Annotated in this window: 24 protein-coding genes and 2 pseudogenes; 15 read left to right on the forward strand and 11 right to left on the reverse strand. The window is 60.6% G+C overall.

The genetic code is table 11. From position 1 onward, the window contains the following. Positions 1-243 precede the first annotated feature (243 nt). From FVF58_RS06560 to FVF58_RS06590, 7 genes are all read left to right on the forward strand, one after another. Positions 244-1,512, forward strand: a complete 1,269-nt coding sequence (locus FVF58_RS06560) for an aromatic ring-hydroxylating dioxygenase subunit alpha (RefSeq protein ID WP_149669065.1) — start codon at positions 244-246, stop codon at positions 1,510-1,512. A gap of 178 nt (positions 1,513-1,690) precedes the next feature. Continuing rightward, positions 1,691-3,877, forward strand: a complete 2,187-nt coding sequence (locus FVF58_RS06565; RefSeq protein ID WP_149669156.1) for a tripartite tricarboxylate transporter permease — start codon at positions 1,691-1,693, stop codon at positions 3,875-3,877. A gap of 121 nt (positions 3,878-3,998) precedes the next feature. Continuing rightward, complete coding sequence (locus FVF58_RS06570; protein WP_246216954.1) at positions 3,999-5,114, forward strand: Bug family tripartite tricarboxylate transporter substrate binding protein; 1,116 nt, start codon at positions 3,999-4,001, stop codon at positions 5,112-5,114. 62 nt (positions 5,115-5,176) lie between these two features. Beyond that, entirely contained in the window at positions 5,177-5,884 is a 708-nt protein-coding gene (locus FVF58_RS06575; protein WP_149669066.1) for a class II aldolase/adducin family protein, read from the forward strand. A 30-nt stretch (positions 5,885-5,914) separates the two neighbouring features. Continuing rightward, positions 5,915-6,904 (forward strand): ABC transporter substrate-binding protein, encoded by a 990-nt coding sequence (locus FVF58_RS06580; RefSeq protein ID WP_149669067.1) that lies wholly within the window; start codon positions 5,915-5,917, stop codon positions 6,902-6,904. 138 nt (positions 6,905-7,042) lie between these two features. Continuing rightward, on the forward strand, positions 7,043-7,666 hold the full coding sequence (locus FVF58_RS06585; protein ID WP_149669068.1) for a chromate transporter: 624 nt from the start codon (positions 7,043-7,045) through the stop codon (positions 7,664-7,666). Continuing rightward, positions 7,663-8,199: a chromate transporter gene (locus FVF58_RS06590; protein WP_246216955.1), complete on the forward strand. Its 537-nt coding sequence runs from the start codon at positions 7,663-7,665 to the stop codon at positions 8,197-8,199. Before FVF58_RS06585 ends, FVF58_RS06590 begins: the two co-directional genes overlap by 4 nt. A 7-nt stretch (positions 8,200-8,206) precedes the next feature. On the opposite strand, the gene FVF58_RS51240 is transcribed toward FVF58_RS06590, so the two are convergent. Further along, positions 8,207-8,362 (reverse strand): hypothetical protein, encoded by a 156-nt coding sequence (locus tag FVF58_RS51240; protein WP_188130722.1) that lies wholly within the window; start codon positions 8,360-8,362, stop codon positions 8,207-8,209. A gap of 234 nt (positions 8,363-8,596) precedes the next feature. Here FVF58_RS51240 and FVF58_RS06595 point away from each other — a divergent pair, with 234 nt between their 5' ends. Continuing rightward, complete coding sequence (locus FVF58_RS06595) at positions 8,597-10,255, forward strand: metallophosphoesterase family protein (protein WP_149669069.1); 1,659 nt, start codon at positions 8,597-8,599, stop codon at positions 10,253-10,255. A 282-nt stretch (positions 10,256-10,537) separates the two neighbouring features. Here FVF58_RS06595 and FVF58_RS52530 read toward each other — a convergent pair. After that, positions 10,538-10,697, reverse strand: a pseudogene (locus FVF58_RS52530) (integrase); the annotation flags it as partial. Between the two features lie 111 nt (positions 10,698-10,808). After that, complete coding sequence (locus FVF58_RS06605; RefSeq protein ID WP_149669070.1) at positions 10,809-11,174, reverse strand: winged helix-turn-helix transcriptional regulator; 366 nt, start codon at positions 11,172-11,174, stop codon at positions 10,809-10,811. Between the two features lie 159 nt (positions 11,175-11,333). On the opposite strand from FVF58_RS06605, the gene FVF58_RS06610 reads away from it, so the two are divergent. Further along, positions 11,334-12,326: a zinc-dependent alcohol dehydrogenase family protein gene (locus FVF58_RS06610; protein ID WP_149669071.1), complete on the forward strand. Its 993-nt coding sequence runs from the start codon at positions 11,334-11,336 to the stop codon at positions 12,324-12,326. 519 nt (positions 12,327-12,845) lie between these two features. Here the strand turns inward: FVF58_RS06610 and FVF58_RS06615 are convergent. Further along, complete coding sequence (locus FVF58_RS06615) at positions 12,846-13,295, reverse strand: SET domain-containing protein (protein ID WP_149669072.1); 450 nt, start codon at positions 13,293-13,295, stop codon at positions 12,846-12,848. A gap of 231 nt (positions 13,296-13,526) precedes the next feature. Between FVF58_RS06615 and FVF58_RS54665 the strand changes: the two genes are divergently transcribed. The 4 genes from FVF58_RS54665 to FVF58_RS06640 all read left to right on the forward strand — a co-directional run bounded on the left by FVF58_RS54665 (position 13,527) and on the right by FVF58_RS06640 (position 16,838). Continuing rightward, complete coding sequence (locus FVF58_RS54665; RefSeq protein ID WP_425468924.1) at positions 13,527-13,853, forward strand: DUF1016 N-terminal domain-containing protein; 327 nt, start codon at positions 13,527-13,529, stop codon at positions 13,851-13,853. 152 nt (positions 13,854-14,005) lie between these two features. After that, positions 14,006-14,947: a hypothetical protein gene (locus tag FVF58_RS06625; protein ID WP_246216956.1), complete on the forward strand. Its 942-nt coding sequence runs from the start codon at positions 14,006-14,008 to the stop codon at positions 14,945-14,947. A 384-nt stretch (positions 14,948-15,331) separates the two neighbouring features. Further along, positions 15,332-15,526 (forward strand): hypothetical protein, encoded by a 195-nt coding sequence (locus FVF58_RS06630; protein WP_149669073.1) that lies wholly within the window; start codon positions 15,332-15,334, stop codon positions 15,524-15,526. Positions 15,527-16,427: 901 nt separating this feature from the next. Then, a complete protein-coding gene (locus tag FVF58_RS06640) occupies positions 16,428-16,838 on the forward strand; it encodes an FHA domain-containing protein (protein ID WP_149669075.1) in 411 nt (136 codons plus the stop codon). A 166-nt stretch (positions 16,839-17,004) separates the two neighbouring features. On the opposite strand, the gene FVF58_RS51245 is transcribed toward FVF58_RS06640, so the two are convergent. Together FVF58_RS51245 and FVF58_RS06650 are read right to left on the reverse strand one after the other, a co-directional pair. Then, a complete protein-coding gene (locus FVF58_RS51245) occupies positions 17,005-17,499 on the reverse strand; it encodes a hypothetical protein (RefSeq protein WP_188130723.1) in 495 nt (164 codons plus the stop codon). A 458-nt stretch (positions 17,500-17,957) separates the two neighbouring features. After that, positions 17,958-18,327 (reverse strand): annotated as a pseudogene (locus tag FVF58_RS06650) (DUF6697 family protein). A gap of 1,125 nt (positions 18,328-19,452) precedes the next feature. On the opposite strand from FVF58_RS06650, the gene FVF58_RS06660 reads away from it, so the two are divergent. After that, a complete protein-coding gene (locus tag FVF58_RS06660; protein WP_425468925.1) occupies positions 19,453-20,106 on the forward strand; it encodes a GNAT family N-acetyltransferase in 654 nt (217 codons plus the stop codon). Positions 20,107-20,257: 151 nt separating this feature from the next. Continuing rightward, on the forward strand, positions 20,258-20,608 hold the full coding sequence (locus FVF58_RS06665) for a hypothetical protein (protein WP_149669078.1): 351 nt from the start codon (positions 20,258-20,260) through the stop codon (positions 20,606-20,608). A 276-nt stretch (positions 20,609-20,884) separates the two neighbouring features. On the opposite strand, the gene FVF58_RS06670 is transcribed toward FVF58_RS06665, so the two are convergent. The 5 genes from FVF58_RS06670 to FVF58_RS06690 form a co-directional block, all read right to left on the reverse strand. After that, complete coding sequence (locus FVF58_RS06670) at positions 20,885-21,331, reverse strand: lytic transglycosylase domain-containing protein (protein ID WP_188130724.1); 447 nt, start codon at positions 21,329-21,331, stop codon at positions 20,885-20,887. Positions 21,332-21,858: 527 nt separating this feature from the next. Continuing rightward, complete coding sequence (locus tag FVF58_RS06675) at positions 21,859-23,832, reverse strand: APC family permease (protein WP_149669080.1); 1,974 nt, start codon at positions 23,830-23,832, stop codon at positions 21,859-21,861. 448 nt (positions 23,833-24,280) lie between these two features. Next, positions 24,281-24,472 (reverse strand): hypothetical protein, encoded by a 192-nt coding sequence (locus FVF58_RS06680; protein WP_149669081.1) that lies wholly within the window; start codon positions 24,470-24,472, stop codon positions 24,281-24,283. 35 nt (positions 24,473-24,507) lie between these two features. Further along, on the reverse strand, positions 24,508-24,849 hold the full coding sequence (locus FVF58_RS06685; protein WP_149669082.1) for a hypothetical protein: 342 nt from the start codon (positions 24,847-24,849) through the stop codon (positions 24,508-24,510). Between the two features lie 3 nt (positions 24,850-24,852). Next, entirely contained in the window at positions 24,853-25,650 is a 798-nt protein-coding gene (locus FVF58_RS06690) for an alpha/beta hydrolase (protein ID WP_149669083.1), read from the reverse strand. Between the last annotated feature and the right edge of the window lie 152 nt (positions 25,651-25,802).

Genomic DNA, 25,802 nt, shown 5'->3' on the forward strand with positions numbered 1-25,802 from the left:
TCAACCATGCAATGTCAGCAGAGGCCTGCCCGTGATCTTTTTGCGCACGGTCAAAGCCACACCAGATAAGGGCTTGGCACGGCATCGGAAGGGCCTCGCCGAGGGGTCTCGGTGTTTTCCATTATTGATACTTAGTGACCTAAGTATATTCTGCCCTTCGAGAACCGACGCAGCCATCGCCGGGGCGTTGCACAGCGTCGATCGATCAACCGGCTTCATTGCAACCCAGGGAATTTGAAGACCATGCTGACCGCAGAACAGAACGAAAGCCTCACGCGAGTAAGTCCCGGAACGCCGATGGGCAATCTGATGCGCCGCTACTGGCAACCGATCGGCGCCGCGTCCGAGCTGGAAAACCGCTGGACCAGGCGCGTGCGTCTGCTTGGAGAGGATCTGGTGCTGTTCAGGAATCGCCAGGGCAAGCTGGGCCTGATCGCGGAGCAGTGTCCGCATCGCCGCGCGTCGTTTGCGCACGGCATTCCGACCGAAGACGGCATCCGCTGCCCGTATCACGGCTGGGAGTTCGACACGCAAGGCAAGTGTCTGAGCCAGCCGAACGAGCCCGACAACTGTGCGTTCCGCGACAAGGTCGCAACGGACGCTTATCCGGTCGAGGAGCTCGGCGGCCTGCTGTTCGCGTACATGGGCCCCGAGCCGCGTCCCCTGTTGCCGCGTTTCGACGGTTTCGTCGCGCAAGGCGCGATCCGCATGATGGGCCGCGCGCTGTTGCCGGTGAACTGGCTGCAGATCATGGAGAACTCGCTCGACCCGATTCATACCGAGTGGCTGCATGGTCACCACTACGAGTTCCTGAAAGAGCAGGAAGGCGTGAAGGTCGCGATCAGCGCGAAGCACGAAAAGATCGCCTTCAACGAATTCGAGTTCGGCATCACCAAGCATCGGCTGCTCGCCGGGCATTCGGAAGATTCGGACGATTGGCGCATCGGTCATCCGATCGTGTTTCCGAACATGCTGGCGGTCGGCAATGGCGACGAAGCGTCGCGCTACTACTCGTTCCAGATTCGCGTGCCCGTCGACGACGAGCACACGCTGCACCTCTGGTACAACGCGTACATGCCGCCGCAGGGCGCCGACGTGCCGAAGCATCTGACCGACAAGGTGCACGTGTATGACGTGCCGTTCAAGGACGAGCACGGCGAATTCATCGTCGATAACGTCGACGGGCAGGACATGATGGCGTGGGTCACGCAGGGCGCGATCGCCGATCGCACGCGCGAAAACCTCGGCTCCACCGATCAGGGCATCGCGATCTACCGGCGCGTTCTGCGGCGCGAAATGAAAAAGGTCGAGCAGGGCGAGGACCCGATGGGCATCGTTCGCGATCCCGCGCGCAACGTGCGCATCGACCTGCCGAACGAGCGCAAGAAACATCACAACAGCGACGGCTTCGCGAGCTTCATGCTGCGCACGCACGCGAAGTATTCGCCGATCGCACAGGACGTCGTGCGGCTATTCGATGGGCAGCGCACGGAGGAAGAGGCAACGCAGTAACGCAAGTCATCGCAGTGCGCGGGTGGCGCGGTAACGGATCGCCGCGTATCGCCTGCGGTCACGAGCAGCAGGCAGGCCTGAACAGAAGTCCGGCGGCACAGCCGGACACGAACCGGAGACACCCCATGGATACGAGTGGTTCAGTGGCGCAAGGTTGGTTCTGCGGGAGGGCTTTCTGATGGGCGCCGCGGCGATTCATGCACTAACGCTGGTCCTCGACCCGCTGCGTCTCGCGATCATGCTGGGCGGCGTCGTGCTCGGGCTGGCGCTCGGTGTCGTGCCGGGGCTGGGCGGAATCGTCGGACTCGCGCTGCTGATTCCGTTCACCTATCACCTCGACGGCTATACCGCGTTCGCGCTGCTGCTCGGCATGGCCGCCGTGACGACGGTGTCGGACTTCATTCCCGCCGTGCTGTTCGGCGTGCCGGGTACGGTCGGCGCGGCGGCCACCGTGCTCGACGGTCATCCGCTCGCGAGGCGCGGCGAAGCGAAACGTGCGTTCGGCGCGGGCTATGCGTCGTCGCTCGCGGGTGGGATTTTCGGCGCGTTGCTGCTGGCGGTCGCGATTCCGGTGCTGCGCATTGCCGTGCTCTATATCGGCTCGGCCGAGCTGCTCGCGTTGTGCATCTTCGGTCTCTCGATGGTGGCCGTGCTGAGCGGCAAGGCGCCGATCAAGGGGCTGGCCGTTGCGTCGTTCGGGCTGATGCTGTCGCTGATCGGCTCCGATCCGCAGACGGGCACGCTGCGCTGGACGTTCGGCTCGCTGTATCTGTGGGACCACCTGCCGCTCGTGCCGGTCACGCTCGGTATTTTCGCGTTGCCGGAACTGGCCGAGATGGCGATCGAGCGTTCGAGCATCTCGCGCGCAGACGGCGCAATCGCTGGCAAGCCGAGCACGCAGTGGGACGGCGTACGCGACGCGGCGCGCCACTGGTGGCTGATTCTGCGTTGCAGCGGTTTGGGCGCGTTGCTTGGCGCGGTGCCCGGAATCGGCTCGGCGGTGATCGACTGGATGGCGTACGGTCACGCGATTCGCACCGAGAAGAACCCCGAGAATTTCGGCAAGGGTGACATCCGCGGGGTCATTGCTTCAGAGAGCTCGAACAACGCGAAAGAAGGCGGTCATCTGATTCCGACCATCGCGTTCGGCATGCCGGCGGGTGCATCAATGGCGTTGTTGCTGAGCGCTTTCATCATGCACGGCTTTACGCCGGGCCCCGAAATGCTGACCAGGCATCTCGACGTCACCTACGCGATCATCTGGACGCTGACGATCTCGCACGTGATGGGCGCAATCATCTGCCTGTCGGGCAGCGGACTGTTCTCGCGGCTCGCGACGGTGCGCGTCGGCGTGCTGATCCCGCTCGTGCTCGGCATTATCTTTCTCGGCGCGTTCAATGCCAGCCAGAGCTGGGGCGATCTGTGTTCGATGGTGCTGTTCGGCTTCATCGGCTGGGTGATGCGGCGGCTGAACTGGCCGCGGCCGCCGCTGATTCTCGGCCTCGTGCTCGGCAGCATCTTCGAGCGCTATTACTTCATTTCGAACGAGATTTACGGCATCCATCTGTTCACGCGACCGATCGTCGTCGTGGTGTTGCTCGCCGCGCTGTGGGTCGTGCTTGGACCGTCGATCAAGGGTCTGCGCCACGCCGCAAAACAGGGGCGGCTCGCATCGGGTGCACGGTTTCGCATCAAGCGTCTCGATCACCAGTCGCTGTTCACGATCGTGTTGATCTGCACGGTGATCGCGGCAATCTGGACCGCGTCCGACTGGGCCTTCGGCGCGAAGCTGATGCCGATGACGGCCGCCTGCGCTGCGCTGTTCTTCTCGTGCCTCGTGCTGATCGAGCAGGTGGTCGCACGCGATGTGTCGAGGGGCGGGCGGGAGTTCGTGCCGAACGTGGTGCCGGCGGTATCGGCTGCGGCGGTGGGCGCGATGGCCGTCGAGGCGCCCGCCGTGTCGGCTGCGCCGTCTGCATCGGCGAACGCGCTTGCATTGACGCGGATGGGATCGTCGGCGGTGGACCCGGCGCAGGCGCGCTTCGCGTCGTCAGCAGGCGAGCCTGAAATCGAATCGACGTTACCCGTCGCGACGGTTCGCGCGCGCGGCTTCCGGTTCTTCCTTGCGATTGGCGGCGCGCTCGCGCTGGCGTGGCTGGTCGGTCTGCTGCCCGCGCTGCTGGTGATGATGCTGCTACAAGCCCGCTTCGAATTCGGCGAGCGCTGGCGCATTGCGATCGTGCTTTCGGTTGCGATGACCGTCGCACTGTGGCTCGTGTTCGACCGGATCTTCTCGACGCCGTGGCCGCCATCGCTGCTCGGCGATCTGGTGCCGCAGCTGCGGGCGATGGGTGGTCTCGTATGACACGCAAGATGGCGAACGTCTCGTTGGCCTCGTGGGTCGACGGCATGCGGTTTAACAGAAACACACCAGTGCCTGCAAAGCGCATGCGCCGAAGCCGGCTGATACTGAAGGAGACAATCCGATGAAACGCTTCTCGCGGCAGCACCTCCGATCCCGGCCATCGCGCGCTCCGGCCGCTGCGGACATGAAGACCACGCGCACCGCGCTGTTGCGCCGCGCACGCGCGGCGGCATTCGCGTTCCTCGCTGCCGCATGCTATTTGCCCGCGAGCGGCTACGCGGCGGACAATCTCGAAAGCTTCTACGGCGGCCGCAACGTCAACCTGACGATCGGCTATTCGGTCGGCGGCGGCTACGACACGTATGCGCGCCTGCTTGGCAAATACATCGGCAACTATCTGCCCGGCAAGCCGACGATCACGCCGCAGAGCATGCCGGGCGCGGGCAGCCTGAAGGCCGTCAACTATCTGTACAGCGTCGCGCCGAAGGACGGTACGACGTTCGGCACGTTCGGCCGCACGATGCCGGAAGAGCCGCTTCTCGGCGACGCGAATTTCGATGCCCGCAAGCTGACGTGGCTCGGCAGCATCACGAGCGACGTGAGCCTGTGCATTACGTGGAATACGTCGCAGATCAAGACGTTTCAGGACCTCGTCAACAAGGAATCGCGCATGGGCGGCCAGGGCGCGGGCTCCGATCCCGACGTGATGGCCTCGACGATCAAGACGCTGTTCAACTCGAAGCTGAAGATCGTCACGGGGTACCCAGGCAGCAACGAAACGGCGCTCGCGATGGAGCGCGGCGAGATCGACGGCGAATGCGGCGTGTCGTGGAGCACGATCCAGGTGCGTCATCCCGACTGGATCCGCGACAGGAAGATCAACATTCTCGTGCAGGTCGCGCTCGAAAAGCATCCGGATCTGCCGAACGTGCCGCTTCTGATCGATCTCGCACCCAATGACGAAACGCGCCAGGTGCTCAAGGTGATCGTCGCGAGTCAGGCGTTCGCGCGCCCGTTCGCGGCGCCTCCGGGACTGCCGCCGGAGCGCGCGGCTGCATTGCGCAGCGCGTTTGCACAGACGATGAAAGACCCCGCGTTTCTCGCCGAAGCGAAGCGGCTCGGACTCGAAGTGCGGCCCGTGCCGCCCGAGCGTATCGATCAGCTGCTCGACGAACTCTATAAAACACCGCCCGCGCTGCTCGCCAAGGCGAAGGCAGCCGTGGGGGGCCGCTTCTGACCACCGGGCGGCCGCGCTCGACGAGCGTCGCCGCCGTCACTCCTGAAAGGCGCAAGCACACCATGAACGCAGACGAAGCCAAGCAGAAACTGATCGACGCCGGCCGCATTCTCGAAGCGGAAGGACAGGGCGACCTGACGCGCGGACACGTATCGGTCCGCGTGCCGGGCGACCCGGACCACTTTTTCATGAAGCCCCATAGTCACGGCTTCGACGAGATCACGCCGGAGAACATCGTCGTGTGCAATCTCGACGGCGAGAAAGTGGGCGGCGCGGGCCGGCGCCATAGCGAAGTGTTCATTCATTCGGAGATCTTCAAGGCGCGGCCCGATGTGATGAGCGTGATTCATTCGCACCCGACGCACGCCGTTGCGCTGTCCGCGACGGGACAGCCGCTGAAAATGATCAGCCAGCCGAGCTGCCATTTCGCCGATGGCGTGCCGTACTACACCGACACGATGAACCTGATCCGTACGCCGGACATGGGCGCGGGCGTCGCGCGCGCGCTTGGGTCCAGCAAGGCGGTGTTGATGCGCAATCACGGCGTGGCGGTTACGGGGCGCTCGATCGACGAGGCGGTCGTGCTCGCGCTGCTGCTCGAAGACGCCTGCAAGATCCAGTTGATGACCGAGGCCGCGGGCGGCGTCGGCGAATGCTTCTCCGACGAAGACATCCAGCGCCTGCACGACACCGTCACGCGCCCCGAACAGTTCTCCGTGAACTTCGAATTTCTGCGCCGCAAGGTACAACGCAGCGTCGCTGCGTGCTGATTTTTTTACTGCTATCCAGGTTACCTGAATATGAACGGAAAACTTAATCTCTCGATCGCCACCGGCGACTACGACCGCACGCGCCCGCTCATTTCCGGGCAGGTGCAGATCGACGGTGTCGATCCTGTTTTCATGACGCTGTCGCCGGAAGAGATGTTCTTTCGCGCGTTCCGTAACGAGGAGTTCGATATCAGCGAACTCTCTTTCTCCAGCTACACGGTGAAGCACGCGGAAGGCACGTGTCCGTATATCGCCGTGCCTGTGTTCCTGTCGCGCGCATTCCGTCATACGTCGATATATGTGCGTACGGACCGCATCAAGCGTCCGGAAGATCTGAAGGGTAAGCGCATCGGCATTCCCGAGTATCAGCTGACGGCGAATGTATGGGCGCGCGCGGTGCTGCAGGACGATTTCGGCGTGAGGCCGGAAGACGTGACGTGGGTGCGCGGCGGCATCGACGAGCCGGGGCGGCCCGAGAAGATCAAGCTGCAGTTGCCGTCGGATGTGCGCCTCGAAGCCGCGCCCGAAGGCGACACGATCTCCGCGATGCTGGATCGCGGTGACATCGATGCGTTCATGGCGCCGCGCCCGCCTTCGTGCGCGGGCAAGAATCCGCACGTCGGCTGGCTGTTTCCCGATCCGACCGAAGCCGCGAAGGACTATTACCGGCGCACCAACGTCTTTCCGATCATGCACGTGGTCGGCATTCGCAAGACGCTCGCGCAGGCGCATCCGTGGCTGCCCGCGGCCGTGCTGAAGGCGTTCGAGGCGTCGAAGCGCATCGCACTCGACAAACTCTCGGATACGTCGGCGACGAAAGTGACGCTGCCGTTCGTCGAGGAACAGTTGAAGGCCGCGCGTGAGCTGCTCGGCGACGATCACTGGCCGTACGGCATTGCACCGAACCGCACGACGCTCGAGACTTTCCTGAGGCATCACCATTCGCAGGGTCTGTCGAAGCGTCTGTTGACGGTTGAGGAGATCTTCCATCCGGCGACGTACGAGACCGCGAAGATCTGAGCGCGAGTCCATTTCGTTGCATGAGATGGAGGGCGGCGGCGTTGCGTTGAGGCGCGCGCCGTCGCTTCTTGCGTTTGCATGCCGCGTGATGGATTTTTTCGAACCATGTAGCCGGTTTGCTTCGGACGGGACCGATTAATGAATGCTCCACCTGTCGACCAGTTGAACGGTCCTGTCATCGAGCAGCCTGTCGCGCGCATGCGGCCGACGTCGGGCGCGCTTTTCACTGCGTTCTTTCTTATCGGGCTCACCGGTTTCGGCGGCGTATTACCGTGGGCAAGACGCATGCTCGTCGAGAAGCGCGGCTGGCTGAGCGATCGCGAATTCACGGAACTGCTGCCGCTCGCGCAATTGCTGCCCGGACCCAACGTGTCGAACATCGCGACGATTCTGGGGCGGCAGTTCCACGGTGCAATGGGCGCGGCGCTTGCCGTTGGCGGTCTCTATCTCGCGCCGACGATCGTCACGATCGCGCTCGGGTATGCGTACGCCCGTTGGGGCAATGCAGCGATCACGATACGGCTGTTCGCGGGCTTGATGCCGGTCGCAACGGGGCTCGTGATCGCGACGGTGGTCAAGCTGATTGTCAGTCTGCCGCGCGACGTTCGCAACCTCGCGCTGGTACTCGCGACGTTTCTCGCGATCGGCGTGTTCAAGCTGCCATTGCTGCTGGTGCTGGCGGTTCTCGGTCCCGTCGGCGCGTCGCTGATGTATCGCGCGGCGAGTCGCACGCCGCGTGCGGACGATGGAGCAGACCAATGAACGAACTGTGGGCGACACTCGCGGACCTCGCGGTGCATAACGCCGTGTGGTCGCTGCTTGCGGTGGGCGGGATGAACGCGACGCTCGCGGACATACAACGATACGCGGTCGACACACGTCACTGGGTGACCGCCCAGCAGTTCGTCACATTCTTCTCGATCACGCAGGCCGCGCCCGGACCGAACGGCATGGCCGTCGCGCTGATCGGCTTTCAGGCGGCGGGACTCGCGGGCGCGCTCGTGACCACCGTGGCGAAGATCGTGCCGTCGGCGCTCGTCGCGTATTTCGTCAGCGACTGGGTCGAGCAGCGCAATCACTCGCGCATCGTGACAGCGATCCGGCGCGGGTTGGCGCCCGTGACGGTTGGTCTGCTGACGTCGGCGGCGTATGTGTTTGCGCGCGAAACGGATGTGAACGTGATTCGCGTATTGGCGACGCTCGCTACCGTTGTCGTTGTCAGTTGGACCCGCGTCAACCCGATCTGGCTGGTGATGCTCGGTGGTCTGTTGGGTGTCGTTGGGGTTATGCGGTAGGGCCTGCTCACACTCCGTTGCCGAACTGCCGGGAGCGCCGTTTCTCTTCCGCTTTCAACCCGTCGCACAGGCCCGATAGCCCCACCCAATTGACCTGCCTGATTTCTTCGTGCCATTTCAATCTTGGAGAACGCTTCTCTCTGCTGAAGGTGAAGAAGTTCACGGAACTATCGCCGCGCCTTTGTCAGGTTGATGACTTTAATATGACAACGCCTTCCCGATAGCTGACATCATGGTTTAGCTGATCTGAGGCCTTTCTTGACCAAATCGATCGGACGAGCGTACTCTTTTTTCTGTCGCGGAGTGATCGGAGCATAGACGAGTCCGGCCCTGTCCGGAACGAGTCCTCGCATGTCCCACTCCAATGGGCCCTGTCGACTGAGGCCACGAAGACGCCATGGGAATGAGTTTTCCGCTTCGCTACACGAATCTGGTTGCGTACTTCACGACCGATGTTCCGTCCGTTGAAAGCACGCTCCGTGATCTGCGGGGCTTTTTTGAAATGCTCCAGATGGACGAATGGCGCCTCGTCACCTCGGCCCGGGATGACGCGTGGCCAAAGAGGATTCGTGAGCTTGCCGCGGCGGCGGCCGCGATCGTCAAACAGCATGCACCGGCGCCCGAGGCGATTTTCACCCCCGCTCTCCAGGAAGCGAGGTGGCGTGCCGCGGCTGAGGAAAAGCAGGTCCCGATCGATGAGCCGCTGGTACCGATTGACGATGTATTCGCGAATAATCGCGATCTTCTGCAGCGATTGCACCTGGCTTTCCGTGAATCTCACGACGTCTTCGTGCTGGGCGTAGCAGGAGGATGGAAAGATGTGCAGACAGTCAATGCATTCCTGCATGACACCCTGCTTCATGGGCACGCCCGCGTTTCAATGCTGTTCCTCTTGCCCGATAACCCATTCGACAGCCCCCTGGATTTCACGTCTCCCTTCCCAGGTGCGGCAGCCATATGTAGATACCCTGAACGATGGCCGGGAGTCTTAGTCTGGAACCGGTTTGGAAACGTTCTGTTCCTGCCGTTGCAAACCGCAACGCGAGCGCTGCACACCCCTGGATTTCTGGCGCAATTCGCGTCACCGCTAACAGCAGAATCAATGGATCGCCTGGAGCGCGGATACGTTCCTCCGGTCGCAACGGGTCGGCAGATCCGCATTCTGCACTTGAGCGATCTGCATTTCGGAACAAAGTACGCTGCCAGCAATCAGGACTACCTGCTCGCCGTGCTCAAGGACGAATTCCGCGGTCGGTTCGACCACGTGGTGATAACAGGTGATCTCTTCGACAGTATTTTGAAAAGGAAGTGGCGCGCATTCGAGAGCTTCCGCCAGGCCCTGAGGCTGATCACCGACCACGATCCGATTGTCATCCCAGGCAATCATGACTGCCGCATCATGGGGAACCGTCTCTGGAGATTCGGTGAGTCCTATAGGTATGTCGCTGAACTTGACGTGCGGCCGTTGCACGAAGACAGACAACTGCAATGTCTGTTTTTCTGTTTCAATTCAGCAAAATCGGGCCACGCCGCTCAAGGCGAGGTCCTCGAAGAGGACCTGGTGCGTTTCGCCACCGAATACCATATCTTGGCAAGTCGCAATCCCGATGTTAAGAATTGGCTTCGCGTTGGTCTAGTGCATCATCATCCGTTCAAATTCGAGGCGGCTTCCGAGGGAATGACGGCGAAACTGCTCACCGCGTTTGGGATTCCCGAGAGCGAGCTCCTCGACATGAAGCACGGGGACCGATTTGTACGCTGGTGTGCAGACCGTGGAATTCAATTGATTCTTCACGGCCACCGACATGTCCAGCGAAAGATAAGCCAGGCCGTACCGGTCCAGGGGCCTAATGGCGTTACCGCAGTCCAGGTGACGGCCGTTGGTTGCGGAACTTCTCTCGGCGCAGAAGGAATACCAAAAAGCTTCAACCTGATCAGTTGGGATCCGGAGAGCCAACGTTGGTCATCCTCTTTCTTTCTTGACAGAAGTGGCAGTGGCTTCAAGGAAATACGCGCTACCTCAACCGTGATGGATCCGATGGTGAGGGAAGTCTAGAGAACATTCGACGACGCTTTAGGTACCTCTGGGGCGTCATGAGAGTGTATTGGTTGTGGCCAATTGTTAATGATCGGAGCGGACGACGACTACTACCTGCCTGCGCCGCATCCCCGACCGCTCGATCGTGGCTTGCCAAGAGTAGAACACGGCGCCAGTGTCTAAGCGGCAGGGCGTCTCTCCGGGAGAATGATGATTTCCCGCTTACCGCTGCATCGCTGAGTCTCCGAGCCCTAACCCAACGACCAGAAGTGGCCGGCCCGGGACATCCAAGCCGAATTTTCACACGTCCATATGCTCCGCCATTTCCAAAGCGTCATCGACGTCGATATCGAGAGGACGTGCTCTCAGCCTGGCATGACCGAGCGGTTCTGCGCCGGGTTCCGTAAGCTGTATCGTCGAGGCCGATCGCGACCCATCGATGCACGATCCGCGCGTACTTTTAACCCGTAGCAAACCGGGGCGCCGGGGGGCGCGTCCAGGCATCCGTTACGGCCTGATTCCCTCTATTCAGTCGAGCGTCGCGAGGGCACACGCCAGCCGCTTTGTTCCTTTATGCGGCTGCGGCAGCCTTTGGCCGCAAACCTCGACGCTCGAGCCAGCCTGTGCCCCAATCGTTGAGTTGCGACAGAATCGGGCCGATGGTGCGCCCCTCGTCGGTCAGTGAGTATTCGACTTTGGGCGGTACAACAGGATAAACCGTGCGGGTGATGAAGGCGTCCTCTTCGAGTTCACGCAGTTGCTTTACGAGTAGCCGTGGCGTGCAACCCGGAAGTTGACGGTGCAACTCGTTGAACCTCATCGTGCCTTTGATCAGTAAGTAGTAGAGGATCACACCTTTCCAGCGTCCATTGATAAGGTTGAGCGTTGCTACCATCGCGCACGCGGGCACTTCATCGTATTTACGCCGCTTCGGCATAACCATCTCCAAGGTACGAACATGCGGGGGTAGCGTTTTTACACTACCCTTTTGGATAGTATATGTAAAAAAATGTAGTATTGCGCTGCATAACGCACGTGCGAACAATGGCGTTAATGCTCGGCGACACAGCCCGAGCTACCTTCAGAGGAGCGCTATATGACCCGTGTTGTCCGCTTTCATGAATATGGTGACGCCGACGTGCTGCGTATTGAAAACGTGGACGTTCCCGCACCTGCCGCAGACGAAGTTCAGATCACCGTCAAGGCCATCGGCCTTAATCGTGCCGAGGTGATGTTCCGCACTGGCCGCTACCTTCAGGAAGCGGTATTCCCCTCTCAGCTTGGCTACGAGGCTGCGGGCGTCATCAGAACAATGGGTGTGCAGGTTATTGGGTTTGCTGAAGGCGATGCCGTCAGCGTCATTCCGACGCTCGACATGTCACGCTGGCCGACTTACGGCGAAGTTATCAACATTCCCGCCAAATACGTTGTCAAGCATCCGGCCAGGCTGACCTATGAACAGGCGGCTGCATCGTGGATGCAATACGTCACAGCATGGGGTGCGCTGATTGCACAAGCGGAATTGAAGCCCGACGATTTTGTTATCGTTTCAGCGGCATCGAGCAGTGTTGGGGTTGCCGCGATTCAGGTCGCGCGAAGCGTTGGCGCGACCGTTATTGCCACCTCGCGGACAAGCGCAAAGGCTCAACCGCTTCGCGATGCTGGTGCGCACCATGTGATAGCGACATCAGAAGAAGACCTCGCGGCTCGCGTGAAGGAGATCACAAATGGGAAGGGCGCTCGGGTTGTTTTCGACCCTATCGGTGGTCCCGCAGTAGCGCAGCTTGCGGAGTGCATGTCGTTTGGCGGCATCCTTCTCGAATACGGCGCGCTCGCCACGGACGAAGGGACGTTCCCGCAGTATGCGTTACTCGGCAAGTCCCTAACCTTCAAAGGCTATCTATACATCGAGATCACGAGCGACGACGCCCTTCTCGAACGCGCCAAGGAATTCATTAACAAAGGTCTGGATTCGGGCACTCTGGTCCCCCTTATCTCGCGGACGTTCAAGTTCGACGCAATTCAGGACGCAACGCGCTTCCTTGAATCAAACGAGCAAGTGGGCAAAATCGTAGTCACGCTTGACTAGGCGAGACAATGGCGCATAGAGGGGGAGAGGCGCCTTCGTGCGCCTTTCTCCGTCCAGACCGGTCACGAATGCCTGTGGAAACTCCGGATCAACTCCGAAGATACCTTCAGGCGTATTCGTTGCGGCCCACTGTGGTTTATTGTGCGTTCGCGACCGCCGGCAATTGCGTAGCCCGTCGGTCCGAAGTGGATCGGGAGCGTGAGTTGGCCGATCGAGGAAGCTGCCGCAGGCTGCTCGATTCTGCCATCGTCAGAAATGCGCCGCATTGTTGACGTAGAACCGAACCTGGCCAGATGTCGGCTATGGCTGCCGAGAACGGCTGTCCCTGACAAGCCAGCCTGGATGACCGGACGCCTCTGTTACCCGCCATTGAAGCGTGACAGCACGGCCAGTGGCAGTTGGTCGGCATCAGGCATTGAACAGCGGCTCGACCATTCGACGAGCCGCGATAGATGGGTCAGGCGATGAGGGAGCAAAGCGGTCGTTCGGCGGAGACGTGTATCTGAATGTGCGCTTCATTCACGGTGCCGCCGCACTGCCGCCAAGCATTGATTGACGGCACGCGGAAGCGCCGCAACGACAAACGTACTGGGTCCGGATGTCTTCTGTGAGCTCACCATCAACCTCAAGACCGTAATCAATAAACAGCTCTTCGCCAGGCTTGATGGTGGCGATGGCATGAATGAAGACACGATCACCCACCTCGATCGCCTCGCAGTTAGGCATACAGGCGTGGTTCAGGAAGCGTGCGCTGTTGCCGCCGCGGCTGCCGTCGATCACCCGGCCGTCGGACAGACCAAACACGAATGTATGCCCGACATCGGACCGTTGACGGGCCGCGGCGCGTCGCCAACTGGTTACTTCACCCCTGTACTCGATGAGGCGCTCGCCTGCGGCGATGGCCTGAAGCGCAAAGAGTCCCTTGCCATGCACCGATGAGCGGCGTGCAGTGATGCGTCGCAGTCGCATTGTGTCGTTCCCCGTCGTATGTCTTTTCGTCATTCCCGTTTAGATGCGAAGCATATCGCTGCAGTCGTCCGTATTCAACGTGCCATATTGTCTTGTGCGCAACTAACCGTCAAACGCTCGTACGCGCCTGTCCAGCTTCGCCAAAACCTCGTCAGCAGAAGGTTGGGTCGCCACGGCATAGGGTCCGCCTGATAACGGCGTGCCTGCCGCGGCGATGCTTCTCTCGATGCCTTGAAGGTTGCCTGGCACGGTACACCTGCATCAGGGCGAAGGTCGTCCTGGGCGCATTATGTGCGGCTGATGCGGCGGACGCGTTCGCCCGAAGAGCGGTCATACTACGAAGCCGAAGCGTTGCGCGGCGGCTGGAGCGTGCGACAGCTCGAACGCCAGATTGGCACCCAGTTCTACACGCGCACACCGTACTTCCGGACGAGCAATTGCTTGCTGAGGAACTGGCGAAAACCCGTCGCGAATGGGAAGCGCACCATCCCGTCCCGCCAGACAGCCGTCGCTTGCGTCGCTGAGCGAACGGGAAACCCGTGGTCGTATGCCTGCTAGCGGACGTCAGTCCACTGCGCGGCCATAACCGACCTGCGGGTTCCCCCGTCGGTGAGGCAGGTTAGTTGGCACTACAGGTCGGTGGAATCGCCGGCCACGCGTGATCATCGAGTTGGTGAGCGAGGAGGCCGCACCTTCCGCAGCACGATGAAATGGATCAGCCTGACCGCTCTTTACGATCAACTTTTCTGAGCGCGATGACGATGCAGCAGCTGGATATCTTTGCCGACAGCCGTGACGTGATATTGCGCAACGACGTGCTTGAGCAGTTGCGGCGGCACGAGGGGGGGGCCGCGCGAGCGGCACTGGAACTGCTGGCCGCCGAATACCCGGACGACGGCTTGCTGTCAGGTATGACTGTGCTAGTCGGTGAACTTGAGCGCGGATTGACCGCGCCCTTTGCGGACCATGCGGCGCTGACCATCGCCCGCCGTCACCTCGAGGACGAGGTGGTGTCCGCCGCCCGGCGGGTGCTGCCCAGGCAGACGGTTCACGCATGGCTCGCCCCGTGCTGGCGAGCGCTCGCCACGCGGGCCGCCACCCTGGCCTTTTGCGGCGCCGATGCCGGGAACCACGCAGCGCCGCTGTGGCTGCTGGCCGGCGACTGGGCGGCCGCCCGTGATGCGGTCGAGGGTATTGAGTCCTGGTGGCGCATCCCGGCGCCGCTCGCGTGGATGACCGAGGTGCGCTACCGGACGGGTGGACTGGATGCCGCGTGGCCGCTGCTCGCGGAACTGGCGTGGCTGGCGCCGGCACGGTTTGCGGCATTGCTGCCCGTACTGGGCGACGCGTCGCTCGACGCGCTACGCCGGCGCTTCGATGCGGAGTTTCCCGGCACGGGCGAGGTCGGCGATGACGCGTGGTTCCCGGCGTGGCTGCTGGTCATCAAGCCGGCGCTGGCGGCCCGGCTGGCCGAGGTGCGCGTCCAGCGTGAGCGGGCGGCGTCCCGCGCGACGGCCCTGCTGGGGGAGATCCTGCGCCGCGAGCATGAGGGCGACCAGCACGAACTGGTCAGCCTGCGCGAGGAACTGAGCCGCCTGCATGCGGGTCTGTTTGACGCGTATATGGCGACGCGCAAAGTGCAGCACCGGTGAGGCGGTTAACCCGACAATGCTTTGTGGCACGTCGCGGTGCTGCCGGTATTGCGTCGTTCACGGCACCAGACACGCCGTGAGATTTCGCATTGGTGTCCCACTGAACCGCCGCGCCCGAACGGTTCTCCTCGCCTCTTCATAGGGCACGGCCCGGGACGAAGCAAGACGTGTGTACTTGATCGCTGCCGCATCTGTCGCAGTGCGGCATGACCCAATTTTGCCCAATATGCGGGACGACCCGAATTGCCGCGCCCCGGTGCTCCCCCTACCATCAACTCCCCGCGCCATTTGCAGCGAGTGCGCCACCGGCAATGCGCCGTCAAAAGCGAGCGCCTTAGCCGACGCAATCCATACAGCACCTACACGAGCTATCAGGAGGCAAGCATGCTCAGCGCCCATGAATTTGCGACATTGATACTGGTCAGGGACTCGGCCGACCACATTGCCGAGCGGGAAGAACTTGATACGTTGCTTGAACGCCAGCTCGTCGCCATGGAGAAGCTTGCCGGCGGGGCTGTACGGCCTCGCGTTACGCAGGACGGAGATTCGCTCCTTCGTAGCCTCGCGCGCATACACTGACGAGTCGAAACCTGCCGGGTGTGGGCTGGGACTCGAGCGGCCATCGAACATCACCAAACGAAGGACACGCACGCTTCCTCGTTGCTGTGAACGTCGAGCAAGCGCCCGTCGTTAAAAAGACAGACTCTTCGGCATTGCACCGCGGGACTTCGTCGAGCGACATGACGTTGTCATGGCCCGGGCGGGAACTGGATATCTCCATACCAGGCGCGAGTCGTGGTACCGGTATTGTCGGCATCGGTCAGCGGGTCGCAGCCGGCAATCCGTCCGGGGTGCGCGCCTTTGCCAATATGTTGCTCAATGAGCAAGAGTCCTGAATTGCCGCGCCGACCTTCAGAACTTCGGCAGCCCCAAGCGGCGAAAACGGCGGCGGAGATAGTCATGTGGATTGGCCGGAACTGCAATGCACGTTGCCTTCGATGAGGTCGAAGCGAAGCCGCAAGCTTACGCAAGCGGATTTCTTTCCATTTGTCGCGCCCGTGACTACCGAAACAGGCTGGTCAACATAGGTCCAGACGCAGCGGATTCGACGCGACGAGTTGGCCCCCCTTCGGAGCCAGCCATGCAGTTCGACTACAGGGCGTAGATGCCGTAGAAGTGATGTATTCGGGTCACCTCGGCGATTATCCCTCCGACGCTGACGCTATCGACGCGGCGCAGCGTTGGGCGATCCAGTGATGCGACATCAGATCTGGATAAGGCACACGTACGGATTCCTCGAAACGGCGTCGGCATGCCGATGATTTGGCCTCCGTACACGGGCTTCGGGACAGCGCCGCACGAAAACGGGCAGGCAATGCGATTGCGCATGATTCGGCGGATCGGCAGCGTGTGGTGAAAGGCATCGATCGCGGCGCAGGCGCTAAACTATTAGTGTCGGTCGTCCGAGGAGGTGTCCATCATGGCAATCGAAGTCAAGGATCCCAACTACGAGCACGGCGAGAAGGCGACATATGTCACCGTCAACGGCGTCAAGTATGCAATCGTGCGCGCGGACGCCTGGTTCGACCAGATCGGGGCCGAGAACGCCCCTGCGCCGGGTGGCAAAGCGCTGTCGCTTCCGCCGGGGGGCGTAACCAGGGGCCGTGGAAAATTTTACGGCGTGAAAACCGTCAAGCTCGCCATCAACCCTGACCATCCGGGCTATCACGCAGCGGTGCACAGGGCGACTTACTACCCTGCAGATCAGGTGACGTTCACGGCCGTCTCCAGGAAGAAGCCGCGCCCCGGCAGTTCGGCGCATAGCAAAACTGATCGTGTCGGGCGTGGCAAGGTCGGCGTGGGCGGCATGCGCACCAAGTCGCACAGCTGACGGCGCGCGGGTCGAGTCAACTTCCTGGTCGAGCGACTAGCGGGACGCGTCCCGCTTTTCTTTGATCGCCTTCGCCTTGTCCTTCCGCCAGCTTAGGAAGTTAGTCACCGCGGCCGCGATGAACGTGACGATAGTGGAAGCCGACGACGCAATAAGTGCCTTTTTCTCAGCATCTGGCGAAGACATTGTCGGTTGATATGGGGAAGCGGATGAAAATGGGGCTGCCGGGACGCTGCCCGACAAGGGGTGTGATGTGCTTTTCGACTGCACGAAGGTTACTTGCGGCAACTGGTTCCCCGACATGTAACGCACGGAAAGGGCGGCTGTTATGCAAAAAAAACCCACAAAGAGACCAAGGAATAACCGACAAAACAGCTCGAGCCTGGTGGAGTTTGCCACGCCTGCCTCCGTCTTCGTCGACGGTTGCCGCACTCGTATATTGCGCCAGAATCTCGCGGAATTGACATCCCAGCCGTTGAAAGACTGGAGGGCGGCCGCAGCCCCAAGGGCGCATTGCCGGAGAGCGCGCAAAAGTTTGCTGGCAAAGGTGCAGACCGAACTTATTTCGCAACAGGTACGTCGCGTCATCCATCACCATCTGACGATTGAGCGGCCGAAGAATATGCATGTGGATTCTGTAAAAACCCAGCGCGAACCACATTCCTTCACATAAGTAGTGCAACGCTGACGCAAGCGCTCGTAGAAACGCATCCTGGGCGTATGTCCGATCCATACACTTCGTGCTGTTTTCGCCTCCAAAACACCTCGGCGTGTTCCTACAAGCGCTTGCAACAACCGCCTACGAAAAGAACGCGTACTGACGAAATCTCAACCGAAGCATGTTGAACCTCACTCTTTGACCATCAGATTCTGTCAGCAACCGTATAAAGAATTTCGAAAAGTAGAGGGGGCGCGACCGGCCGCCCCGGACCCACTACGGCCCTTGAGCCCACCGATAACCAGCGGCTGTTGTTCCACCGGAGCGGACTTTTGCATCGAAGCCGAGTCACGCGCATTGTGAGAATCGGCTTTTAAGCCGCGCGAATGGAATCGATCGATGTGTACGCGCTGCATTAACGCCTCGCATCTCGACAACACCCTCCGATACACTTGCACAAGCTAGCAGCGGTTCATTTTGATTACGCGCGAAACCTGCCCAACTGTGAAGCTGCTCTTGTGAGCATATGGCGCACAATCAAGAGGCGCAGTCAGTGATTCGCTTACGGCGAACTGACCAACGTAGCGAAACAAGTCAGTATCGAGCTTGATGAAAACAGGGATCGCCTCGGCCTGCCTTGCGAGCGTTTTTCCAGCGGCGCGCTGCAGAACCACCGTCACAGATGATGACATCCGGCGCTTGCGGGTTGAGATCGGGCCGCAGGCAGGCCGCTACCACCTTGCCATTCCTGGTCGGAAGAAAGGCTTGCTTACTGCCGCCGCAGACAGTATGGATGTACTCGCGAGTATAGTTCTTGTTAATTTCAAACATGAGAGACCTCCGTGGAATGCTTGATGCAACGTTGATACGTAGCAAACAACTAAATTACGGATGACTAAATATAAAAATCCAACTTGGAATGCAACTAAAAACCGTATTTCGTGGCTGCTTCCGCCGGCACGTGCACTGGCAACGCACTTCCACTGCGTCAGCAGCGAAAGTGCGGCCGGACTTTATCACCGTCGATCATTCAGCGCGCCCAACGCTCTCAGAACGGCATTCCCTTGCCGCGTAATAGCGAATCTAAATTCGCCGACTTCCGATTCAATTAACTCGGCAAGTCCAGCCTTTTGAAGCGCCACTACGTCCGGAGTCTCCATCCTCGAGTCGATTGGCGCGTGACATAACAGGACGAGGGCCGCCATCTCATGTGCGCTTAGGCACGGCGCGTCTTCGGACGCGCGACTGCGTTCAATCGTTTTCATCGCCACTCCCTTTCCCGAATTTGACACGCGCGCACTGATCCAGACGCCGAACCGCACCGATGGTGCAAGCAGGCGCACACACGCGTTGCAAGTTCACGCTCGCGAGGCACGACCATCTGGACGTTGGCGAACCCTGCGTCCAGGTAACGCTAAACAAGGTGCGCGGAAGGCTACTGCGGCGCGCACCGTCTGCCTGTTGGCAAGACGGCGGCTGAGAGAATTGGCACGCGGACGTCCTGCCGGTCAGGCAGTGAGATTATTCGACGGTCGACGACATCGGCTATTCATGACACCAGTTCCCTGTTTGAGGTTCCAAATATTGTAGAGATCCCAGTCCCGGTGACAAGTAAAAAGATCATAAAGAGCGGAGCAGCGTAGTCCTCAGTACTGTCGACGAACGTCCCTTGCCGCCCAGCGAGCGCCTCATCTCAAGTGAAATTTACCCCTCGCGAAGGTGACGTTTTCAATTTGACCTGATGGCGACGAGCCGCATACGCATTCCCACACCCATGTCCCGATCACGCACAAGCACGCGCATTTCGCGGATATTCACTTACCGTCATGCACACTAGCGGGTTATCGGTCTACCGGCTGCGAGCCAATACGCAAAGAGGGAACGCGGCAATTCCATTTTTTACGGGATTTTTTCTTGCGCCGTCTGCATCGCGACTTCTAGACTTCAGCACATCGGATGTCAAAAACGAGGGATGTCGTGGTGATGCAAGGTGCAATCAAAAGGAAATGCGTGCCAGTGACCTATCGCCGCGACGTACGGGCTGGTTTCGTCGTGCGGCGCTTCGATTCGGCGCGCGACTCGTTCGATGAGATGACCACGCTCCTGCACCGTGCCTTTGCACGTCTGGGCGAGATGCAACTCAACTGCACCTGTGTCGACCAGACCGTTTCCGTCACGGCGGCGCGCGCAAGCCTTGGCGACTGCTTTGTTGCGGTGTACGAAGGCAGGCTGATTGGAACCATGACGCTCCACGCACACGACCGGGCATCGATATGCGCGATATACAGAAATCCGTACGTTGCAAGCGTACATCAGTTCGGAGTCGACCCTGCGTGGCAAAACCGCGGCGTGGGACGACTGTTGCTGGCGTTCGCGGATCACTGGGCAGCGATACGTGGATACGCAGAACTGGCACTCGATACACCGCAACCGGCGACGCATCTCCTCGCTTTCTATCGGGCGCAAGGATTCCGCATCGCCGAGTTCAAGCGCTTCGACGGAAAGTACTATGACAGCGCCATTCTCAGCCGCCCGGCAATTGCCAACCGGAGGTTTGCGGCATGGACGCACCCGATCATTCCGACTCGTAATGCCGCTCGCGCTGCGTAAAAGGATTGTCTGGATGTAAACACTCGGGTCAAGTCCAGCGCTGCGATACACGGGTGCACGCACGCGATCCTGACATGCCGACGCGGGGCGTCACGTGCGCTTGGCTCCCGACCTGACCGCAAAGGTCCTCGTGAGTGGAATGGGTTGGCAGATGCAAAAATTTAAATCCCGCACCGCACTGAAGATTAGAGGCGCGGCGAAGGTGGCGCTGTTCGCGATTCTGATGAATCAAGTCGTGACCACGCCATTTTCGTTCTACGTCCAGAAAGTCGATCCGGACGCGTCAGAATTGGTCGCCCCGCTGTTCAGTTTCATAACGACGGTTCTGTTGGCGGCATGGATACAGATGGACGCAAAGCGCGCCTACCTGCAGGCGTCGAAGCATGGCTGCATCAGATCCGTGAGCGAGTCGAACCCGGTCCTGCACGTCGCGCCGAACTGCCCGAGAAGATGGCTCGTCATTCTGCACATCGAGAACAACCCTCGGGCGGTCGGGCTTTAAGAGCATTCGTCGAGAAGAATCGGCGACATCGGCTCGATGTCTCCCTCCGGAGTCGGCCACGATGAGTCATTGACATGCCGCAGATGAATGGCCGCAATGAGGTCATATGACTGTCGCTCATGAATCGCCAGGAACGGTGAGATACAGATGCACTGCAGATGCCGAGTTGCTGGTTCTGAACCGTAAGTTGATGCGAGACAAGCGCATTGCTTTATTCGACGGCTATGGAGACTGAGGTGGCGCAGACAATATCCGATGCTGCCAGACGTTAGCGAACTACCGCCGGGCGGTGAATGCAGTTTTGATCATTTGCATACGCTCGTCCACGCGACGCGAGTAGTTTGTCGAACCCCCGCTGTAGCGCAGCAGGGCATCATGTATGTCCCCGTCCGAAGACTCGATGTATTCATGGAGAATGGACGATCCGATCGCGACATTCGTATCCGGATCATTCAGATCGGAGAACCTGGATACCAGGTTTTTATGCTGTGACGGCAGGATCTGCATGAGGCCGCGTGCGCCGGCGACGCTGACCGCGAAGCGGTTGAAGTTGGACTCAACCGCGATTACCACAAGCAGGAGAACCGGAGAGACGGAATTGTATTCTGCCGCATCGACGACTGCCTTGCTTATCTTCGAAGCTTCGCGTAGTCCGATGCGGAAGTGTGCGTTCAGAAACGTTGCAATGTCGGCAACCGTTGGCACGCTCTCAACACTGTCCACGGGAGGCGCTACCGGGGGCATGACTGAAGCATCATCAACCGCGTAGCATGCCTGTGTCCCCAGACCCGCAATTAGAATGCTACCGCAGAGAAAGGCTCGTACATATCGGATGCCATGCCACTCATGGTCTTGCGACCTGTCGTTCATGTTTTTGGACAAAGCTGCCGTTTTGATAATGATGAACGGTACCCTTCATTCAGATTTGAGGACGCAAAATTTCGATGTTGATGTGAAAAGAATCCGTAAAATTCTTGTGCGGCGGCCCAGCGCGACCTGTATTTGAGCGCGCAGCCGGTCTCCTGGACGGTTACCTTGCAAGGGACGTCGGTTAATCGGACCGGCTGCGATCAGTAACAGATGCGAGCTAACACCGTTTTATTTTGAGCGCGCGCGAGACCTTGCACGACGTGAAACTCCTATTGCGCAAAATGGGCGCATAGCTGAGCGGGGTCGTCACCGATCGCTACCTGATCTTTCCACCACCAGGCACACCACACCGGACACAGACTGCAACCCCGATCCGTTCTTCACCCGACATTCATCGGCAACAGCACCATCTGCCTACCTTGCAGATGCAAGCGTGTCTGTATCTCGACCGGCGTTTGATTGTGTAGCCACGCAGTCAGGAAACTGACCCGCTTGAATATCAGCTTGCTGGCGAAGCAAACGCTGTTCGGATACTCGTCCATTGTGGTCACGGCAAGCTTCATGAACTCGCCTACTGGATGCGTTCCGAAAGCGATGCGGTAGTCCGCCGCCATCCCGTGCCGGCGGCAATGCGCCACGTAGTACTCGAGCGCCGCCGAGATGGTTTTCCGCAACCGCTCAAGATGCTCTGCGCCTTCATAACTTTGTGCGTCGACTTCTCCGACCGCGAGAAAGATCACATTCTTGAAGTGCCCTGGGAAGAGCCGGTTCACCCACAGCAGCGCATGCATGCTCGCGCCGCGGTGCTTGCCAACCAGCAGGATCGCCGTGGGCTGCGACGGGTCCGGCTTGCCGGGGGCGGTCGCCTCGTCGACTTCGGGCGGCGGTCCGGCAAAGAGGGCATCCTCTTTCGCAAGCTGGGCACGCGTGTCGTCGTAGTGCTGTTTGATGAGGAAGCACAGCGCAACGACAGCGCTCGTCACCAGCACCGTCAGCCAGCCACCCTCAGTGAATTTCTCGACCAGCGTGATGACCAGCACGGTGCTTGTCACCGACAGACCAAGCGCAGACAACCCGAAGTGCCGCAGCCAGTTTTCGCCGTCATGGCGGTGACGCCACCAGTACGTGCACATGCCAAGCAGTGACAGGCTGAACGTCAGAAACACGTTGATGCTGTACAGGACAACAAGAATCGAAACGTCGCCGCGTGTCCACAGCAGGATCAAAAGGCTTGCGACGCCCATCACAACGATGCCGTTCTGCCTGACGAGCCGCGTCGACAGGTCGCGAAAATGGCGCGGCACCCACGAATCGGTGGCCATGTTCGACAAGACGGCAGGACCGTCCAGAAAGCCGGTTTGCGCACCGACGAGCAGGAGCCCGGCCTCGAAGGCCAGTACAGCCGCGAGCAAGCCGTGCCGCGCAAGCGGCGAGCCGAGCCCGAGATGATCGATCACACTGCCGAACACGACCGCATTGAGCGTCTGGCCCTCCACCGGTTGGGCATGCCACAGCATATAAAGCAGGATGATGCCGCCCGCCGTGAAGGCGAGCGACGACGACATGTAGAACATCGTGATCTTGCCGTTCGGTACGCGCGGCTCTGCCAGCATGTTGACATTGTTCGACACCGCTTCAAGGCCGGTATAGGTGCCACCGCCCAGCGAGAATGCGCGCATCAGCAGCGCGATGACAACGAGTGGCCCGAGGGCATGCGACATGCTCCGGGCGTCGCCGATCGCGCCAGGCACGACGGCACTTAGATTATCGCCGTGAGCAGCCACGCCATAAACGATGAGGACGAGATGCAGCACGACGAAGCCAAGAAAAATCGGTAGCAGGACGAGTATCGATTCCCTCATGCCGCGAAAGTTAAGCCCGGTCATCAGCACAATCAACGTGAGTTCGGTGGCAAGCTTGAACGCCTGCGCGCTGACCGGCAGCAAGCTGAAAAACGCGTCGACACCGCTCGCGAGCGACGTCGCAATCGTCAGCACATAATCCACCAGAAGCGCGGCGCCTGACACAAGGCCTGGATGTGGACCGAGCAGCGCGGTCGCGACGCGGTACCCGCCACCGCCGGTCGGAAAAAGCTCGATGACCTGGTTGTAGCCGATCGCGATGACGAAGACCGTTGCAGCGGTCGCCACGGCGAGAAACAGCGCGAGAGACGTGTGCTGACCGAGTGCCAGGAACGCTTCTTCCGGGCCGTAGCATGAAGACGACAGGCCATCCGCGCCGAGGCCAACCCACGCCAGCAGCGGCGTCACGGCGATCGCGTGACGGGTGTGGGGGTCCAGAGGATCGAGCGGCTTGCCGACGATCAACTGCCACATCCTGGCGAAACCGGCCATGGTGTCCCCCGGCAAATCAACCTGCGGCAATGTCCTCGCAAGGGCCAGCGTCGAAGCAACGTAGCATCGGCGAAGCACGTGAACGGGGCGTCCGTCGACATCCTTCCAGTTGCAATGTAGGGCAGTTCCGCAACGTATGCCAGTCGTCGTGACCCAGGCGGGGCGAAGCCGACGATTTGAAAGGATATTCATTGCTCACTTCGGCATACCTGAGCCGCAGCGGCGAACCGGCAGCGTAGTCGCCCCTACCGACACAACGGCAATCCGGGCGGGGAATGGCATCCCAACCGGAAGAGAAAAAAGGCCGCATCACAGACCCGCTATGGACTCTGCACCTCGCTCAAGCCAACCGGTCGATAGCCCACGCCAGTCTCGGTGACGATCTGCTTGTGCCTCCCCCTTTGCGCCAGGTGTTCGTGTGCTTTGATGAGCAGGGTGGGTTGCAGCTCTACATTCGGCCTGTCTTGCAGCCTGCGTCGATGCGGCGCTCCGCGTCGAAACGAGCCTCTTTGATCGCCTGCTCCGGCGTTTCCGCAGGGGTCTCCGGGTTTTTCCAGTAGATGGGCGGTTTAGTTAACGTGTATGCCCAGTCCCACCCGCCGTCCTTTTGTTGGGTCACGTAAACGCTGTAGTTGACCACGGTTACGGTCGCGGAGAATCGTTGCCGTGTGGCAATCAGCGCCTCGTCAGCATCCGGAGGATTTTCTGCACGATGAGCTCATGCTGCTCCAGTGCCTCATCGAGCGTACGTGCTCCGTAGCTCTTGTTGTCCCGGGCTTCCATTCCGGCGACGCGCGTCACGAACAGCGAAGCATCCCCGGTTTTCGGCTCGGACAAACCGCGGAAGCGGGTCGTGACCGTCACACCGGATTCGTCCAGCAGCGTGCGGCGGAAGACCAGTTCGTTCTCAGTCTTCCAGCGCGACCACTCGGCGCGGTCGAACACCTCGACAGGTTTGTTCTTCGCGTCGAGGACATAGAAGCGTTCCTTGCTGGACGGGACGGAGGGTGATTTCATATTTCAATGCGAAGACGTGAGCAGGAAGCCGATCGCCTCCCGCCACCAGGTTTCGTCGACGCGGCCAATCCAGTCGTTATGTTCAGCCGCTTTCACCACCACCAGTTGTCTCGGCTCGGCCAGCGAGTTGTAGAGCGCTTCACCGAAGCGCGGAGGGACGATGCTATCGCGTTCCGCAACCACGACGAGAACAGGGTGGCCGAACGACGCCAGGTGGGTCACGCTGTCGTATTGGTCACGCAGCAGCCACTTCACGGGCAGCCACGGATAGTGATAAGCGGCGACGTGCTCGAGCCGATCCCATGGCGTGATGAGCAGCAAGCCACCGGTCTTGTCGCGTTCACGCGAGCCGGCCGCAGCCGCCACGCCGGCCCCGAGCGATTCGCCGATGACCAGCAGCGGCGCGCCATAGAGGCGATACGCCAGCGCGATGGTCTGTTGGGCATCAGCGACCAGACTCTCTTCGCCCGGTGTGCCGTCGCGCGGCCCGTAGCCTGGATATTCGGCGAGGATCACCCGCAGTCCGAGCCGGGTGAGCGCTGCGGCGTAGAACGAACGGTGTCCGGCATGCCCTGCATTGCCATGAAAGACGATGGCGGTGGCGCGCGCGGATCCGGCCGGTTCGGCCACGAGGCCCCGGAACGCCTCAGGTGTCGGCCAGGCGCGAAGTCCACTGGAAACGACGTCCGCGGTTGCAGCCTTCTCAGGGAAGTAGATAAAACGATCCTGCAAGATGGCGACTCCTGCGAACACAATCAGGCACGCAACGGTGAGACGCAACATCAACCCGGTGAAATTCATCGCCTTGAGCGCGTTCCATCGATCTTTTCAGTAGTGCAGCCAGTTTAGCGCGCATTCGCCGTCGCTCAGGTCCAGGCGTGTCGTCCCGGGCCTCGCACTGACCGGCGCCGGGCGGGACGGCTCCAAGACAGCAGGCAGGTGGCAACGGCGCT

The sequence above is a fragment of the Paraburkholderia panacisoli genome, from assembly GCF_008369935.1.
GTDB classification, from domain to species: domain Bacteria; phylum Pseudomonadota; class Gammaproteobacteria; order Burkholderiales; family Burkholderiaceae; genus Paraburkholderia; species Paraburkholderia panacisoli.